The organism is Pseudarthrobacter sp. KH_020_B (genome assembly GCF_057840185.1).
Genome location: NZ_CM174506.1, coordinates 489,198 through 503,597 on the forward strand (window position 1 = coordinate 489,198; position 14,400 = coordinate 503,597).

Consider the following 14,400-nt stretch of genomic DNA (forward strand, 5'->3'; position numbering starts at 1 on the left):
ACGTATCCTCATGACATTCGAGGAGCCTGAGCCGGAACGGCCACTGGTGTTTGCCCACAGGGGCGCCAGCGCGGCATTTGCCGAGCACACGCGCGCCGCCTACCTCCAAGCCATTGCCGACGGCGCGGACGGGGTGGAATGCGACGTCCACCTCACCCGGGACCAGCACGCGGTGCTGCTGCATGACGCCAACCTGGACCGGACCTCGGACGGAACCGGACCCGTTGCGGACCGAACGCTGGCAGAGTTGCGCCTGCTGGACTTTTCGTCCTGGAAAGGCGCCCGGATCCCGGAGAACTTCGGCGCCCGGTCTGAGCAGTTCCTCACGCTGCCGGAACTCCTGGACATACTGCGCGGCGCTGGCCGGCCGATCGGACTGGCCATCGAGCTCAAGCACCCCAGTCCTTACCAGCTGAAACTGGAAGACCGTGTGCTGGACGTGCTCCGGGGCGAAGGCTGGGACGCCGGAACTTCCACGGTGGACAACATCCAAGTGACGTTCATGAGCTTCAGCCCGGATTCGGTGAAGCACCTGCTCCGGAGTGTGCCGGCCGAATTCATCTGCCAGCTGGTGGACGACATCGACGTCGACGAACTCCGCGACGAACTGGGCCTCGGCCCCTTCGCCGGCAGCGCAATCGCCAACGTGATGAAGGCGGCGCAGCTGGAAGGCGAACGAATCCTGGACGAGTGCCAGGTGGGACTCGCAGGGCCCGGAATCATGTACGTCCGCGGACACGCCCGGACCGTGCAGCGCTGGCTGGAGTCCGGCCGCCGCTTCCGCGTGTGGACAGTCGATTCGGAGCGGGATGTGGCGCTCTGCCAGGGGCTGGGGATCCACGAGATCACCACGAACAAACCGGCCAGGGTGCTGGCGCAGCTCCAATCGAGCGGGCAACAGGTCCAGCTGCCGTCCTGAGCCGGTGCTGTTAGTCGCCGGGGCGGCGCTGTGATTGAGTGGACCCATGCCTTTTCGCTGGTCCGCCCGGGCCACCCAAACAGTCTCCGCGGCGGCCATGAGCGCGCTGCTGATGACCAGCGCCATGAAGCACTTCCGCGAACCACGGTTCTTCGAACAGGTGGTTCCTGACTATCTGTGCCGCGAAATACCAACGCCCGACGGCGGCAGGCGGCCCCTGGCCGTGATGTCACGGGAGGAATGGATTGCGGTGAGCGGACTGCTGGAGGCGGGTGCCGCCGTCGGCCTCCTGATCCCGGTGACGCGCCGCGCGACTGCCACCGCGGTGACAGCCATGTTCGCCGTATTCGTGGCCGGCCACGTGGACGCCCTTCGCCGCGCCTACGGCCCCGCCGGATCGCTGGCGCAGCGCAAGGTGCACACCGTCCGGCTGCCGCTTCAGCTGCCGCTGATCCTGTGGGCCTGGAGCCTGCGGAAACCGGGACGACGGCGGTGAAGCTGCTCGCCTCGCCCGCCGTGCGCGTGGGAATCTCGATCAGCATTGCAACAGGGCTTTACGGGATTTCGTTCGGCGCGCTGTCCGTCACCTCAGGACTTGATTTCTGGCAGACCATGGCGCTCAGCCTGCTGCTCTTCAGCGGCGGATCCCAGTTCGCGTTCATCGGTGTGGTGGCGGGCGGCGGCTCCGGTATTGCGGCCATGAGCGCGGCCACATTGCTGGGCATGCGGAACGGCATCTACGGCATGCAACTGAACGCCCTCCTGCATCCGACAGGCTGGCGGCGGTATGTCGCCGCGCAGGTCACTATTGACGAGTCCACCGCCACCAGCAGCGGGCAGACCGATCCCGATGAACAGCGCCGCGGTTTCTGGACGGCCGGCATTGGCATCTACGTACTCTGGAACCTTTTCACCGCCGTGGGTGCCCTCGCGGGGAGCGGATTGGGTGATCCGAAACAGTGGGGCCTGGACGGTGCCGCCGTGGCCGCGTTCCTGGCCCTGCTGTGGCCGCGGCTCAAGGGCCGGGAACCGGCGGCGATTGCCGTGGTGTGCGCCCTGGCCACGGTGGTTGCCGTGCCGTTTGTGCCCGCGGGCGTCCCCATCCTGATTGCCGCCGTGGTGGCTGCGCTGATCGGCTGGTTCAGCCACGGACGCAGTGACGAGGGCCTGGAACCGGACGTGGATCCGTACGACGAGCACCACCGGCGCCGGGACAAACACCGGGACAAACACCGGGACACGCACGGGGACAGCCATGGGGACGGCCACGGGCAGACGGGGCAGGCGGGCACATGAATCTCTGGATCTGGTTGTTGCTGGCGTGCGTCCTTGCCTACGCGTGGAAGCTGGTGGGCTATTTCGTCCCGGCAAAGCTGCTGAAGGACCCCCGGATGTCGCGTATTGCCGGCACCATGACCATCGGCCTGCTGGCGTCCCTGACCATAGTCAACACTGTGGCGACCGGCCAGGCGCTGGCCGCCGACGCGCGGCTGGGAGCCCTGGCCGCCGCCGCCGTCGCACTGGCTTTTCGGGCGCCGTTCCTGCTGGTCGTCGTGGTGGGCGCCGGTGCCGCAGCCCTGCTGCGGCTCATCGGATGGAACTGACCGCTGATCTGGTGAAACCGACGCCGGACCACTGGTGGTGCGGCTCAAATGCGTTATAGCATGGGCCTGGCTATGCAGTTGGCCGTGGACTCTCGCGAGAGCGCTGACCATGGAATTAAGACTGCACCCAGCCGGTGCAAGACCCGGCAAAAGCCGCCGTCCAGGACGTGATGGTTGGCGCGCCGGGCTGCCCGTCAAGCGCTTCTTTAGGCGGTTCCGGTCCCTGGCAGACGTGCCCCCAGAGGACCTGGATGTACTCTCCGAGCGGATAAGGTTGGCTCTGGACGTCACCCAGGAAGCAAACATCACCGCCCTGCATGCGGCGGTACGGGCCGAACTCCAAAACCGGGAACCGGAACCGGACGATTGATGGCCGGCCGGAATATCGGCGCGAGGCGGTCGCTACGGCCTAAAGGAGTCACTTAGATGAACGAACAGCCACAGCCCAACACACCGGATCCGGGTAGCGGAACCGACAACCCCCAAGGCTCGGACCCGAAGCCGCGGCCGGTGCATGACACCACTGTCTCAGAATCGACCCGGGAACTACGGGACACTGCCCGGCGCCGCCGCGACGCGGAGGAGAAGCTGCAGCAGCACTTGTTGGAGGCCAAGGAGCACGTGCCCCATCACTACGATCATGAGCTTCACAAGCACGGCCAGGCGCAAGAATCCCAGCCTCAAGAATCCCGGCCCCAGGAAAAAGTCCCCGAGGGCAACGGCGGCTGACGGGGGTTCATCGACGGGCGTTCGTCACCGTCGGCTCAGTGCCAACCGTCGGCTCAGTGCCACCTCATGCCCGGGGCGTCGGCGCGCAGCCCGGATTCTGGCGTAGGCTGGTCAGGCCGTTTGCTCATCCTCTGGCGACCCGGTCCGGCGGGCGCTTTCTTCGACGGCCAGCTCGTACCACGCCTGCGCACCAAACACCGGGGTGGGAGTGTCGAGGTTTTGGTAGAGGGCGTCCAGCAGATTGGCCAGGTCCTCCGCTGCGAGGGAAGGAAGGATCTCCTCCGGGCCGCGGGCGTCGTGGATGAGCCGGGTCAGGTGCGCTTGGTTCATCGGCGGACGATGGCGTTGGGATGGCTGCGCTGGAGGTGTTTCACTGGTGCTCCTCTGAAGATTCAGAGGCTGGCTGCGTAACCCTACTTGAGTGTAATCCAACGTCTGGACACCAACAATGGGCACCCGTGGCGGTGATCCGGCGGGACCCTGCGCGCTGCCAGGCGCGGTGTCAGGTGAACTGTGGACCCTGCAGCTGCGGGGCGGGAAGCGGCACATGCGCCGGCAACGGGCGGTGGGGCCGTTCGGTGCGGATGGCGTCCTCGATCAGTGCCAGCGGGCGGCGCCAGGCATCGGAACCGGGCTCCATGGTATCCACGACGCCGATCAGCATGGCGAGCAGGCGGAACATGTCGGTCATGGAAATATCGGAACGCAGGGTGCCTTGACCTTGGCCGCGGCCAAGCAGGACGCTCATGGAATCCATCAGTGAGCCGGTGATGCCGGTGAGGAGTTCGCGGCGGCCCGCAACGGCGCCAAGCAGGTTGGCATCATCGCTGGCCGCGGCCATGATGGCCTCGAGGACGCGCAGCAGTCCCGCAGTTGCGTCGATATCCGCCAGCGCGTCCGCCATGACGGGGTCCACGGTCTCGCGGAGCTGCCGGTTGAGGGCGGCCAGGACCAACTCCTCCTTGTCGGCGAAGTTCCGGAACAGGGTGGCCGGGCCAACACCTGCCGTCAGTGCGATGGTCTGGAGGGGAACCTCGGGCCCATGCTCGCGGAAGCATTGGCGCGCGGCCAGGATGATCTTGTCCACGTTCCGGGCAGCGTCTGCGCGTAGTGGCTTGCGGACGACAGCAATGCTCATTCGTTCAGGTTAGCAATGCCGCAGGCAGCCTTCATGGTTACCGCAGGGTAGCTGGCTATGTGACGCTTCGCCGGCCTCGCCAGGCCAGTTTCCTGCGCGCCTGCATGACAGACTTGCCCTATGTTGCTTGCATTTTCTGTCGCCCCGTCCGGTACGCCCGCAGGGGGATCGCGTCCCACCGACGCATCAGTGCACGACGCCGTTGCGGCTGCCGTGCGGATCGTCCGGGAGTCGGGCCTGCCCAACCAGACGGACTCAATGTTCACCACCATCGAGGGCGAATGGGACGAGGTGTTCGACGTCGTAAAGCGCGCCACCGAAGCCGTGGGAGAGTTTGGCAGCCGTGTCTCCCTGGTCATCAAGGCGGACATCCGGCCCGGCTATAAGGACGAGCTCAGCGCCAAGGTGGACCGCCTCGAAGAGGCCCTCGCCGACGGTTCCTGAGCGAGGCCACGGGTTCTTGTGAGCCCCAACGTCCGGCCCAACGTCGCGCCCCCTCACGCCAGGCAGTCTTTTGGTGCCGGCCGGACTGCACGCCCGCGTGAATTCAAGGATGTGATGCCTGGGTCGCGCCAAAAGCCTGCTCCGCGCGACGCCTCCCCGATGGTTGCCGGGCGGGTTCCTGCGCGGTGTCCTAGACCCAATGCCGTTTACTTAGCACAGGTGTGTTAATCTTTCGGCATGGCGCGTAGTGGATGGGTGACCCCGGAGGGTCCGGAGCGGTTGAGTGACCACGTTTCTCTTGGGGTGTTGACTCGGGCTTTCCCTGCAGAGGTGGTCGACGCGGTGATCGGGCGTTCGGGGGCGTTGGAGCAGCGGAACCGGTTGCTGCCCTCGCGGTTGATGGTCTATTACGTGATGGCGTTGGCGTTGTTTTCGTCCGGTTCGTATGAGGAGGTCATGCGGTCGTTGCTGGCCGGAATGGAGTGGCTGACGGGCCGGTTCCGTGAGTGGACGATGCCGACGAAAGCGGCGATTTACAAGGCGAGGACCCGGTTGGGGTCGACGGTGATGGTGGCGTTGTTCGCCGAGGTCGCGAAGCCGATCGCGGCCCCGGGCGGTTCCGGGTTCTACAGGCAATGGCGGCTGGTGTCCGTGGATGGGACCACCCTGGATCTGGCCGACACGCCGGCGAACGAGAAAGCCTACGGGCGGCCGGGGACGAAGACGGACTTCAAGAGCGCGTTCCCGCAGACACGTGTGCTGGGCCTGGTGGAGTGCGGCACGCATGCTGTTTTCTCCGCGGTGGTCTCCGGCTACAACACGTCCGAGCACGACATGTATCCGGCCCTGCTCGCGGACGTGGCCAAGGACATGTTGTTGATGTCCGACCGCGGGTTCTTCTCCTACCCGGCGTGGAAGGACGGTGCCGCCACGGGGGCGGCGCTGTTGTGGCGGATGAAAGCCAACAGCGTCCTGCCCGTTGTTGAGGAGTTCGAGGACGGGTCCTACCGCTCGGCCGTTTATCCGAGCAGCAAGGACCGGGCCAAGGACACCAACGGGATCCCGGTCCGGGTGATCGAATACGAGGTCACCACCGGGGAGGAGGTCAGCAAATTCCTGCTGATCACCACCATCCTGGACCCGGCCGCCGCCCCCGCGGAGGACCTGGCCGGGCTCTATGCCCGCCGCTGGGAAATCGAGTCCAGTTTCGGCGAACTGAAAACCCACCAGCGCGGCCCCGACGTCGTGCTGCGCTCGAAAACACCCGACGGGGTGCTGCAGGAAATCTACGGCTACCTCTGCACGCATTACGCGATCCGGTCCCTGATCGGCACCGTCGCCGCGGAATTCGACGAAGACCCCCTGCACTTTTCCTTCACACGCACCCTCCGGGCCGCGCGGCGATCCCTCGCCGGGCGCCCGGCTTTTTCCCCCTCACAAACTGGCTGAAGCCTTCACCATCTTCTGCCGGGAAATCCTTCACGAACTCCTGCCACCACGCCGGCAACGAACCGTCCCCCGCGCCGTCAAACGAAAAATGTCCAACTGGCCGCTCAAACGAATCCCAAAAATACCTAAGTAAACGGCATTGGTCCTAGACCGGTGGGTGGCCGCGTGTCAGACTGTGGCCATGTTTGAGCACAAGACCCAGCCTGGGTGGGCGGCCGTGGAAGACTTCCTCACAACTACCGTGGTGCATCCCGACCCTGCGCTGAAGCAGGCGGTGCGCTCCGCCGTCGACGCCGGGATGCCGCCCATCGAAGTGACGCCCAACGCCGGCAAGCTGCTCAAGCTCCTGGTCCAACTGTCCGGCGCCCGGCGGGTGCTGGAGATCGGCACGCTCGCAGGGTTCAGCACCATCTGGATGGCGCAGGGACTGCCCGACGGCGGCCGGCTGGTGACGTGCGAATACCTCGCCAAGCACGCGGACATCGCCAAGACGAATGTGGAGGCGGCCGGCTTGGCGGACAAAGTGGAGGTCCGCGTGGGCGCTGCCCTGGACACCCTGGCCGCGCTGGAGTCGGAGGGCCAGGAGCCGTTCGACTTTGTGTTCATCGATGCGGACAAGGAAAACGACGCAGCGTACCTGGAGTGGGCCGTGCGCCTGGGCAGGCAGGGAACCGTGGTGGTCCTGGATAACGCCGTCTGGGAGGGTGCCGTGCTGGATCCTTCCATGGACCAGATCAACGCCCCCGGGATCATCAGTGCCTTGGAACTGCTGGGCCAACATCCTCAGCTCGATGCCACCGTGATCCAGACTGTCGGATCCAAAGGCTGGGACGGGTTCGCACTGGCGCGCGTCCGCTGAACTGGTTACCTGCCATCTGATTCGAGGGGCCGACAGATTAAGGGGGCCGACGACGACTGGGGGGACTGGCCTCGGTCTCAGAAGAGGCCACCTCGCCGCCGACCCCGCCTGCTACCCGGGACACGAAGAGCCCGGGAAAACCTTAAGGAATCTGCTGATATTGATTTTCCTCCAACTGACAGGCCCTGCCTAGTCCCGTCTGGTACTGTCCCGTCTCGCCCGTCCGCCCCGCACCGTCCCACACTGGTCGCAAGATAGTAAGCATGGTTACTATAAGGGGTCGGGTACCTGGGCCAACTGGATTGCAGGCAGGTCCGAATCGCCCGTCACGGTGGCCTCGCAGGGACCCCGTCGCAACGAAGTGGAAAGAGGTGGGCAGCTTTGGACACAACATCGTGGGTTTGGGTGATTGTTGGCATTGTCGCGGTGGTCCTGATTGTGCTGTGGCTGGTGACCGGGCGTCGGCGTCGGGCCATGGAGCTGAAGCGGGAGGAATCGCACCGCGAAAAGGCCGCCGAAATGCGCCGGAAGGCCGAGGACATTGAGCTCGATGCGCGGGAGAACGAGGCCCGGGCCAGCCGCGCCCGTGCCGACGCAGAGCAGGCGCAGGTGGACGCGGCGCGGCTGAAGCAGGAGGCTGAGCAGAAGACCGACAGTGCCAGGTCGCTCCGGGAGGACGTGGCCGAGCGCACGCAGAAGGCGGACGCGTTGGACCCGGACATCAATCAGGACGGGGACGCGCCTACCGACTCCACGCGCACCGACCCCGCCCGGACGGAGGCGCGTCGGCCGGACCCCGACCGCGACACACATCCGGACGGCGAAGCGCTTTCGGACCGCGAGGCGCACACGGACGCCACGCGCGCGGAGGAACTGCGGCGTGACCGGGACCGCCCGCCTTCAACCTAGCCCTGTTCCCCCGGCCTGGACCGCGATCGTGCCGAACAGCTGACGCAGGGCAGTCAATTAGGGTTGATCCATGACTGAAGCGGCACACGGGTAATGGCAAAGCGCGGCAAGTCAGGCGGCCGGAACGGCCAGCGTTCGACGGCGGGTGTCATCGAGGTGCCCAGGGGCACCCGTCCTGATGGCCCCGTTGAGGGTGTCTACTACATCGATACCGGCGACTGCGAGCTCGTTGCTGACCAGGACAACTCCAACGGCTGGCTCCTGAAGATCAACGGCGTCATGAGCTCCCATATCGACCTCGCCGATCCGCTCTTCCTCGATTTTGAGTACATGCGCTGGATGGCGGCGCTGATTGAGTCGCGCTGGCCGCCGAAGCCCGGAAAGGGTGGGTCCAAGGCGGCCGCGCCCGCTACGTCTGGGCCAAGCACCGGCGGGACCGAGCGCCTGCGCGGGCTGCATCTGGGCGGCGGGGCCTGTTCCCTGGCCCGGTACTTCCATGCCGCCTATCCGGACGCCCGGCAGGTGGTGGTGGAACTCGACGGCAAACTGGCTGAGTATGTCCGCGGCTGGTTCGACCTGCCCAAGGCGCCGCTGCTGCGGCTGCGCGTGGGGGAGGCCCGCGAGGTCACGGAGACGCTCACGCCGGACAGCCGCGACTTCATCATCCGCGACGTCTTTGCCGGGTCACTCACGCCCCGGCCGCTCACCACCGCCGAGTTCAACGACCACATCAAGCGGGTCCTGTCGCCGGGCGGCATCTATGTGGTGAACTCGGGCGACGCCCCGGACTTGAAGAATGCGCGGGAAGACGCCGCCACCATCGCGGCCGCGTTCGCCCACACCGTCATCATCGCCGATCCCTCCATGCTCAAGGGTCGCCGCTACGGAAACATGGTGATGGCCGGCAGCGACACCCCGCTGGACGGGGACCCGCAGCTGGCCCGCCGACTCCTGGGCGGTGCCGTCCCGGCCCACATCTGGAACGACGCGCAGGTGCGCGCCTTCGCCGCGAACTCCCCGGTGCGTCACGACCCGCCTGGCGCTGCCTCCGGTCATTGAGCTTGTCGAAATCAGGGGTTCGACAGGCTCAACCACCGTTTCCCCGCCCCAGCAGGGCATCCCGGTGCGCCGCCGTCTGGTCGCGCAGTGCCTGCACAACGGCGGCTACGGCAGGGCGCCGCATCGAATCGGGCCGCAGCACCATCCAATAGGGGAGCAGCTCGGCGAAGTCGTCGGGGAGCAGCCGGACCAGGTCGTTGTGCAGGTTGCCCATGAAGCACGGCAGGAATCCTATGCCCGCGCCGGCGCGGGTGGCCTCCACATGGACAAACACGTTGGTGGACGTCAGCCCTTCGCGCATGGCAGGCACCAGCCGCCGGGGCGCGTCCAGGTCGTCCACCTGCAGCATGGAATCCACAAAGTACACCAGCGGGTGCTCCGTCAGTTCGGCAACGCTCGCCGGCGTCCCGTACTCGGCAAGGTAGGCGCGCGAGGCGTACATCCCCAGCATGTACTCGCCCAGCTGGATGGCTTCGGCCCGGTGGACCTGCGGTTCGCCCACCACCACCTCGATGTCCAGTCCGGAGCGCTGCTGCAGCGCTCGCCGGGTCATGGTCACCACTTCCACGCTCAGTCCCGGGTGTTTCCGGCGCAGCCGCGCCACCGCGGGTGCTGCGATGTAGGCGCTGAAGCCGTCGGTCGCCGTCATGCGTACGACGCCGGCAATGGGGTCCGGTGCCCGGCCTGCAGGTCCCAGCGCACTCACCGCAGCCTCCACCTGTTCGGCGACCCGGACAGCCTCCGTGCCGAGCTTCGTCAGTTCCCAGCCGCCGGCCGCCCGCGCCAGGACGCGGCCGCCGAGCGCCTTCTCCAGAGCGGCTATCCGGCGTGAGACGGTGGTGTGGTTCAGCCCCAACGCTTGCGCCGCCGTCGTAAATTTAGCTGAGCGGGATACCGCAAGCAGGACCAGGAGGTCATCGGGATTCGCCTTCATATCTGCAATTGTGCACACAGTCGGTGCTGGATTGGGCATTGAAGGCGCATGTTTGTGCAGTAATACTCAGTGGAGCCATTAGTGCTGTGGATCCGAAGTGCAGTGGATCACAGCACGTGTCAATGTGGACACTAAGGAGAAACTCATGAGCGTAGAGCAGCGCTCGGCAGACAATGCCGCCGGATCCGCACCCAAGGGATCCGGGCTTAAGAAGATTGTGGCCGCCTCGATGGTGGGCACGGTAGTGGAATGGTACGAATTCTTCCTCTACGCCACCGCCGCCACACTGGTCTTCGGGAAGTACTTCTTCCCGGCCACCGGCAACGAGCTGGACGGCATCATCCAGGCGTTCATCACCTATGCGGTGGGCTTTGTGGCCCGCCCGCTCGGCGGCATCGTCTTCGGCCAGATCGGCGACAAGCTGGGCCGCAAGCCCACGCTGCAGCTGACCATTGTGATCGTTGGCGTGGCCACCTTCCTGATGGGCTGCCTCCCGGGCTTCGCCGAAATCGGCTACCTGGCCCCCACCCTGCTGGTTGCCCTGCGCTTCATCCAGGGCTTCGCGCTCGGCGGTGAATGGGGCGGCGCCGTGCTGCTGGTTGCCGAGCACAGCCCCAACAACGCCCGCGGCTTCTGGTCCAGCTGGCCGCAGGCAGCCGTGCCGGTGGGCAACCTCCTCGCCACGCTGGTGCTGTTTGTGATGTCCACCACCCTGAGCCCCGAGGCGTTCCTCAGCTGGGGCTGGCGCGTCGCGTTCTGGCTCTCCGCCGTGATCGTCTTCGTCGGCTACTACATCCGCACCCACGTCACTGAGGCGCCCATCTTCCTTGAGGCCAAGGCCCTCGTGGAGAAGGAACAGGCTGTCAGCTACGGCGTCTTCGAAGTCGTCCGCAAGTACCCCAAGGGCATCCTCCAGGCCATGGGGCTCCGCTTCGCTGAGAACATCATGTACTACCTGGTGGTCAGCTTCGCGATCGTCTATCTCAAGAGCGTGCACAAGTACGACACCTCTTCGCTGCTGCTTGCCCTCCTGATCGCCCACGTCATCCACTTCCTGGTCATCCCGCAGGTGGGCCGGCTCGTGGACAAGCTGGGACGCAAGCCCGTCTACCTCATCGGCGCCATCTCCGGTGCAGCCTGGCCGTTCTTCGCCTTCCCCATGTTCGATACCCGCAACGCCGTCGTGATCGTCCTCGCCGTGACCATCGGCCTCTGCCTGCACGCGTTTATGTATGCCGGCCAGCCTGCCATCATGGCCGAGCTCTTCCCCACCCGGATGCGGTACTCGGGCGTATCCCTGGGCTCGCAGGTCACCTCGATCTTCGCCGGTTCGCTGGCCCCGCTGCTGGCCACCCAGTGGCTCAAGGACACCGGCTCCTGGGTCCCCACGGCCATCTACCTTGTGGTTGCCTGCGCGATCACTACGGTGGCGGTGCTGAGCCTGAAGGAGACCAAGGGCATCGCGCTGGAGGACGTGGACAAGGCCGACGCCGCCCGCGAGGGACTGCTCCCGGCCGGCTCACGCTGAGCTGCTTGAGCAGTTCACCGCAGGGAAATTGAGCGCGCACACGATGGGAAACAGATCTGCAATGGAAAACACACTGAACGGCCGCAAGGCCGTGGTGACCGGCGGCGCCAGCGGAATCGGCGCTGCCTGTGTCCGGGAACTCGCCGCCCGCGGGGCGAAAGTGGTGGTGGCCGACGTCGACTCCGCCGGCGCGGCCGCCCTCGCCGATGACGTGGGCGGCACCGCCTGGGCCGTTGACCTGCTGGACGTGGACGCGCTTGCCACCCTGAGCCTGGACTGCGACATCCTGGTGAACAACGCCGGGATCCAGAGCATCAGCCCCATCGAAGCGTTCGATCCGGCGGACTTCCGCCGGATCATCGCGCTGATGCTCGAGGCCCCGTTCCTGCTGATCCGGGCCGCGCTGCCGCACATGTATGCCAATGGCTTCGGCCGCGTCATCAATGTGTCATCCGTGCACGGAATCCGTGCCTCCCCGTTCAAAAGCGCGTACGTTTCCGCGAAGCACGGATTGGAAGGGCTGAGCAAGGTGACGGCGCTTGAGGGCGGGGGGCACGGAGTCACGTCCAACTGCATCAACCCGGGCTATGTCCGGACGCCGCTCGTCGAGAAGCAGATCGCGGACCAGGCCAAGGTGCACGGCATCCCCGAGTCCGAGGTCCTGGCCACGGTGATGCTCACTGAGTCCGCCGTGAAACGCCTGGTGGAACCGGAGGAAGTTGCCTCCCTGGTGGCCTGGCTGGCGTCCGATCACGCCGGCATGGTCACCGGGGCCAGCTACGCGATGGACGGCGGCTGGTCCGCGCGCTAGCTCCAAAGAGTTTTTGTCCAGGTATCCTACCCAAAAGGCCCTCGAACCCGGGTTATCTGGACAAAAACTCTACTTCCACGGCCGCTAGTCCTGGGGCCTCAGGTGGCGGTGGTCGTAGAAGAACACTCCAGTCGCGCCGCCGAGTTCTACGGTTGGACCGCGGTGGGACATGATGATCCCTTCGTGCCGGCCGTTGAACGGATCGTCGCCCACCACGGCATCGCCCACGCGATAGGGGCACCGCGGGCGGAACGCGGCGAGGATGCGGTCCCAGGCGCGGGAGACGAGGGTAGAAAGTCTGACGGGCCGCCCCATGCTGGCCAGGTCCTGGACATGTGCTTTCACCATGGGAACCACTCCTTGAAGCGGCGTGGAGCCGCCCACTGCGGTGCGGTAGCCGGAAAGCTCCCAGCAGAGGATGGTCCTCCTATTCCTGGCTGGCACCTTACATGTACGCTAGGCGCTATTCACACCAGTCACACCAGTAACATGTACTCGTCTTTGTGAAGGACCTCTACTTGTCGCTTTCAGGTGGACGCTGGCCGTTGAGGATGTCGTCAGCGTTGTTGTAGGCCCAGGTGACCAGCGGGACGAGCAGGCCGGACAGTTCATAGCCGCGTTCTGTCAGGCTGTAGTCAACGCGCGGCGGGATGACCGGCTGGGCCTTCCGCAGCACAAGGCCGTCGCGCTCCAGGGTCTTGAGGGTCTGCGCCAGCATTTTCTCGCTGATTCCCTCCGCGCGGCGCCGGAGTTCGCTCCAGCGCTGCTCACCTTCCGAGAGTGCCAGCAGGATCAGCACTCCCCACTTGCTGGTGATGTGGTCCAGGACGGTGCGGCTGGGGCATCCGGCCGGGAACACGCCGTCGGCCAATCCTTCCGGCAGGTGTGCCCGGAGATCTTCCGGCAGGCTGGCGGGCCATACAGTTGCGTCCATACTCATAACTTACCAAAAGGTGAGTACCTTACCTCAAAGTGCGTACTGTCTTTCAGGAAGTAATCGGCGGGCTGGCTGGTTGTGGAGGGTGACCCCCTAAGAAATGGTGAAAGGAACCAACCCATGAGCATCGTCATCACCGGAGCAACCGGACAGCTTGGCCGCCACGTCGTCGAGGCCCTCCTGCAGCGCAACGTTCCGGCCGCCGAAATCGTGGCCGCCGGCCGTTCCACCGAAAAGCTGGCCGACTACGCCGCGCGCGGCGTCCAGGTCAAGCCGATGGACTATGCGGACCCCGCCTCGGTGGCGCTGGCCCTGCAAGGCGCCAGCAAGGTCCTCCTGATTTCCGGCAGCGAGGTTGGCCAGCGGGTGGACCAGCACCGCACGGTGATCGAGGCAGCTAAGGCCGAAGGTGTGGAGATGCTCGCCTACACAAGTGTGGCCAACGCCGACACCACCGGCATGAAGCTGGCCGCTGAGCACCAGGCAACCGAGGCCATCCTGAAGGATTCCGGCCTGCCGTACGCCATCCTCCGCAACGGCTGGTACCTCGAAAACTACACAGACCAGCTGCAGGGCACGCTGGCCCAGGGCGCGCTTGCCGGCAGCGCCGGCGAGGGCAAGGTCAGCGCCGCGTCCCGGCTGGACTACGCCGAGGCTGCCGCCGCCGTTCTTGTTGCCGGGGACCAGGCCGGCAAGGTCTACGAACTGGGCGGGGACCACGCCTTCACGCTCTCCGAACTGGCCCAGGAAATCAGCACCGCGGCCAACCAGCCCGTGGTCTATCAGGACCTTCCGGCCAGTGACTACGCAGGACTCCTCGCCGGATTCGGCGTGCCGGAGTTCTTCGCCGACATCCTGGCGGACTCGGACCTCGGCATTGCCCGTGGCGACCTCCTGGTCAGCGGCTCGGACCTCCGCACGCTGATCGGGCGGCCCACGACGCCGATGCCAGCTGCGGTCCGTTCGGCGCTCGCTTCGGCCTAATCAAGCGCGTACTTCCCGACGCTCTCTCACATCCTGCACTGTTTGGGCCAACGCTCTCTCACCTCATGTGAGGGAGCGTTGTGCCAAAACGCCCCA

The 14,400-nt window shown here is 65.9% G+C and carries 18 protein-coding genes; 13 read left to right on the forward strand and 5 right to left on the reverse strand.

The features are described from left to right. Positions 1 to 10 precede the first annotated feature (10 nt). The 5 genes from AC3IT0_RS02365 to AC3IT0_RS02385 all read left to right on the forward strand — a co-directional run bounded on the left by AC3IT0_RS02365 (position 11) and on the right by AC3IT0_RS02385 (position 3,252). The gene (locus AC3IT0_RS02365; RefSeq protein WP_489322221.1) at positions 11 to 919 is read left to right on the forward strand and encodes a glycerophosphodiester phosphodiesterase; all 909 of its coding nucleotides are present in this window, start codon (positions 11 to 13) and stop codon (positions 917 to 919) included. A 46-nt stretch (positions 920 to 965) separates the two neighbouring features. Continuing rightward, a complete protein-coding gene (locus tag AC3IT0_RS02370) occupies positions 966 to 1,415 on the forward strand; it encodes a DoxX family protein (RefSeq protein WP_489322222.1) in 450 nt (149 codons plus the stop codon). After that, positions 1,376 to 2,215: an AzlC family ABC transporter permease gene (locus AC3IT0_RS02375; RefSeq protein ID WP_489322223.1), complete on the forward strand. Its 840-nt coding sequence runs from the start codon at positions 1,376 to 1,378 to the stop codon at positions 2,213 to 2,215. The genes AC3IT0_RS02370 and AC3IT0_RS02375 overlap by 40 nt, the downstream gene beginning before the upstream one ends. After that, on the forward strand, positions 2,212 to 2,523 hold the full coding sequence (locus tag AC3IT0_RS02380; protein ID WP_489322224.1) for an AzlD domain-containing protein: 312 nt from the start codon (positions 2,212 to 2,214) through the stop codon (positions 2,521 to 2,523). Before AC3IT0_RS02375 ends, AC3IT0_RS02380 begins: the two co-directional genes overlap by 4 nt. A gap of 426 nt (positions 2,524 to 2,949) precedes the next feature. Then, entirely contained in the window at positions 2,950 to 3,252 is a 303-nt protein-coding gene (locus AC3IT0_RS02385) for a hypothetical protein (RefSeq protein WP_489322226.1), read from the forward strand. A gap of 111 nt (positions 3,253 to 3,363) precedes the next feature. On the opposite strand, the gene AC3IT0_RS02390 is transcribed toward AC3IT0_RS02385, so the two are convergent. Both AC3IT0_RS02390 and AC3IT0_RS02395 read right to left on the reverse strand, forming a co-directional pair. Then, positions 3,364 to 3,582, reverse strand: a complete 219-nt coding sequence (locus AC3IT0_RS02390) for a hypothetical protein (RefSeq protein WP_489322227.1) — start codon at positions 3,580 to 3,582, stop codon at positions 3,364 to 3,366. Positions 3,583 to 3,754: 172 nt separating this feature from the next. After that, positions 3,755 to 4,390 carry a TetR/AcrR family transcriptional regulator gene (locus tag AC3IT0_RS02395; RefSeq protein WP_489322228.1) on the reverse strand — a complete coding sequence of 212 codons (636 nt, stop codon included), beginning with the start codon at positions 4,388 to 4,390 and terminating at the stop codon, positions 3,755 to 3,757. A 120-nt stretch (positions 4,391 to 4,510) separates the two neighbouring features. Here AC3IT0_RS02395 and AC3IT0_RS02400 point away from each other — a divergent pair, with 120 nt between their 5' ends. The 5 genes from AC3IT0_RS02400 to AC3IT0_RS02420 all read left to right on the forward strand — a co-directional run bounded on the left by AC3IT0_RS02400 (position 4,511) and on the right by AC3IT0_RS02420 (position 9,110). Beyond that, the gene (locus AC3IT0_RS02400) at positions 4,511 to 4,834 is read left to right on the forward strand and encodes a thiamine-binding protein (RefSeq protein WP_489322229.1); all 324 of its coding nucleotides are present in this window, start codon (positions 4,511 to 4,513) and stop codon (positions 4,832 to 4,834) included. 237 nt (positions 4,835 to 5,071) lie between these two features. Continuing rightward, positions 5,072 to 6,283, forward strand: coding sequence for an IS4 family transposase (locus AC3IT0_RS02405; protein WP_489322230.1), 1,212 nt, complete (start codon positions 5,072 to 5,074; stop codon positions 6,281 to 6,283). 181 nt (positions 6,284 to 6,464) lie between these two features. Beyond that, complete coding sequence (locus tag AC3IT0_RS02410) at positions 6,465 to 7,142, forward strand: O-methyltransferase (RefSeq protein ID WP_489322231.1); 678 nt, start codon at positions 6,465 to 6,467, stop codon at positions 7,140 to 7,142. Between the two features lie 381 nt (positions 7,143 to 7,523). Next, the gene (locus AC3IT0_RS02415) at positions 7,524 to 8,051 is read left to right on the forward strand and encodes a heme exporter protein CcmD (RefSeq protein WP_489322232.1); all 528 of its coding nucleotides are present in this window, start codon (positions 7,524 to 7,526) and stop codon (positions 8,049 to 8,051) included. A gap of 93 nt (positions 8,052 to 8,144) precedes the next feature. After that, positions 8,145 to 9,110: a spermidine synthase gene (locus AC3IT0_RS02420; protein WP_489322233.1), complete on the forward strand. Its 966-nt coding sequence runs from the start codon at positions 8,145 to 8,147 to the stop codon at positions 9,108 to 9,110. A 28-nt stretch (positions 9,111 to 9,138) separates the two neighbouring features. Here AC3IT0_RS02420 and AC3IT0_RS02425 read toward each other — a convergent pair whose 3' ends face one another. After that, positions 9,139 to 10,044: a LysR family transcriptional regulator gene (locus AC3IT0_RS02425; RefSeq protein WP_489322234.1), complete on the reverse strand. Its 906-nt coding sequence runs from the start codon at positions 10,042 to 10,044 to the stop codon at positions 9,139 to 9,141. Between the two features lie 145 nt (positions 10,045 to 10,189). Here AC3IT0_RS02425 and AC3IT0_RS02430 point away from each other — a divergent pair, with 145 nt between their 5' ends. Further along, positions 10,190 to 11,572, forward strand: coding sequence for an MFS transporter (locus tag AC3IT0_RS02430; RefSeq protein ID WP_489322235.1), 1,383 nt, complete (start codon positions 10,190 to 10,192; stop codon positions 11,570 to 11,572). A 61-nt stretch (positions 11,573 to 11,633) separates the two neighbouring features. After that, positions 11,634 to 12,383 carry a 3-hydroxybutyrate dehydrogenase gene (locus AC3IT0_RS02435; RefSeq protein WP_489322236.1) on the forward strand — a complete coding sequence of 250 codons (750 nt, stop codon included), beginning with the start codon at positions 11,634 to 11,636 and terminating at the stop codon, positions 12,381 to 12,383. An 84-nt stretch (positions 12,384 to 12,467) separates the two neighbouring features. Here AC3IT0_RS02435 and AC3IT0_RS02440 read toward each other — a convergent pair whose 3' ends face one another. Beyond that, positions 12,468 to 12,731 carry a hypothetical protein gene (locus tag AC3IT0_RS02440; protein ID WP_489322237.1) on the reverse strand — a complete coding sequence of 88 codons (264 nt, stop codon included), beginning with the start codon at positions 12,729 to 12,731 and terminating at the stop codon, positions 12,468 to 12,470. A 166-nt stretch (positions 12,732 to 12,897) separates the two neighbouring features. Next, positions 12,898 to 13,317, reverse strand: coding sequence for a winged helix-turn-helix transcriptional regulator (locus tag AC3IT0_RS02445; RefSeq protein WP_489322238.1), 420 nt, complete (start codon positions 13,315 to 13,317; stop codon positions 12,898 to 12,900). Positions 13,318 to 13,440: 123 nt separating this feature from the next. On the opposite strand from AC3IT0_RS02445, the gene AC3IT0_RS02450 reads away from it, so the two are divergent. Further along, positions 13,441 to 14,304 carry an SDR family oxidoreductase gene (locus AC3IT0_RS02450; RefSeq protein ID WP_489322239.1) on the forward strand — a complete coding sequence of 288 codons (864 nt, stop codon included), beginning with the start codon at positions 13,441 to 13,443 and terminating at the stop codon, positions 14,302 to 14,304. Positions 14,305 to 14,400 lie beyond the last annotated feature (96 nt).

Coding starts and splice junctions, on each gene's coding strand:
- AC3IT0_RS02365 (WP_489322221.1), top strand. CDS start 11: ATGACATTCGAGGAGCCTGAGCCGGAACGGCCACTGGTGTTTGCCCAC.
- AC3IT0_RS02370 (WP_489322222.1), top strand. CDS start 966: ATGCCTTTTCGCTGGTCCGCCCGGGCCACCCAAACAGTCTCCGCGGCG.
- AC3IT0_RS02380 (WP_489322224.1), top strand. CDS start 2,212: ATGAATCTCTGGATCTGGTTGTTGCTGGCGTGCGTCCTTGCCTACGCG.
- AC3IT0_RS02385 (WP_489322226.1), top strand. CDS start 2,950: ATGAACGAACAGCCACAGCCCAACACACCGGATCCGGGTAGCGGAACC.
- AC3IT0_RS02390 (WP_489322227.1), bottom strand. CDS start 3,582: ATGAACCAAGCGCACCTGACCCGGCTCATCCACGACGCCCGCGGCCCG.
- AC3IT0_RS02395 (WP_489322228.1), bottom strand. CDS start 4,390: ATGAGCATTGCTGTCGTCCGCAAGCCACTACGCGCAGACGCTGCCCGG.
- AC3IT0_RS02400 (WP_489322229.1), top strand. CDS start 4,511: ATGTTGCTTGCATTTTCTGTCGCCCCGTCCGGTACGCCCGCAGGGGGA.
- AC3IT0_RS02405 (WP_489322230.1), top strand. CDS start 5,072: ATGGCGCGTAGTGGATGGGTGACCCCGGAGGGTCCGGAGCGGTTGAGT.
- AC3IT0_RS02410 (WP_489322231.1), top strand. CDS start 6,465: ATGTTTGAGCACAAGACCCAGCCTGGGTGGGCGGCCGTGGAAGACTTC.
- AC3IT0_RS02420 (WP_489322233.1), top strand. CDS start 8,145: ATGGCAAAGCGCGGCAAGTCAGGCGGCCGGAACGGCCAGCGTTCGACG.
- AC3IT0_RS02425 (WP_489322234.1), bottom strand. CDS start 10,044: ATGAAGGCGAATCCCGATGACCTCCTGGTCCTGCTTGCGGTATCCCGC.
- AC3IT0_RS02430 (WP_489322235.1), top strand. CDS start 10,190: ATGAGCGTAGAGCAGCGCTCGGCAGACAATGCCGCCGGATCCGCACCC.
- AC3IT0_RS02435 (WP_489322236.1), top strand. CDS start 11,634: ATGGAAAACACACTGAACGGCCGCAAGGCCGTGGTGACCGGCGGCGCC.
- AC3IT0_RS02440 (WP_489322237.1), bottom strand. CDS start 12,731: ATGGTGAAAGCACATGTCCAGGACCTGGCCAGCATGGGGCGGCCCGTC.
- AC3IT0_RS02445 (WP_489322238.1), bottom strand. CDS start 13,317: ATGGACGCAACTGTATGGCCCGCCAGCCTGCCGGAAGATCTCCGGGCA.
- AC3IT0_RS02450 (WP_489322239.1), top strand. CDS start 13,441: ATGAGCATCGTCATCACCGGAGCAACCGGACAGCTTGGCCGCCACGTC.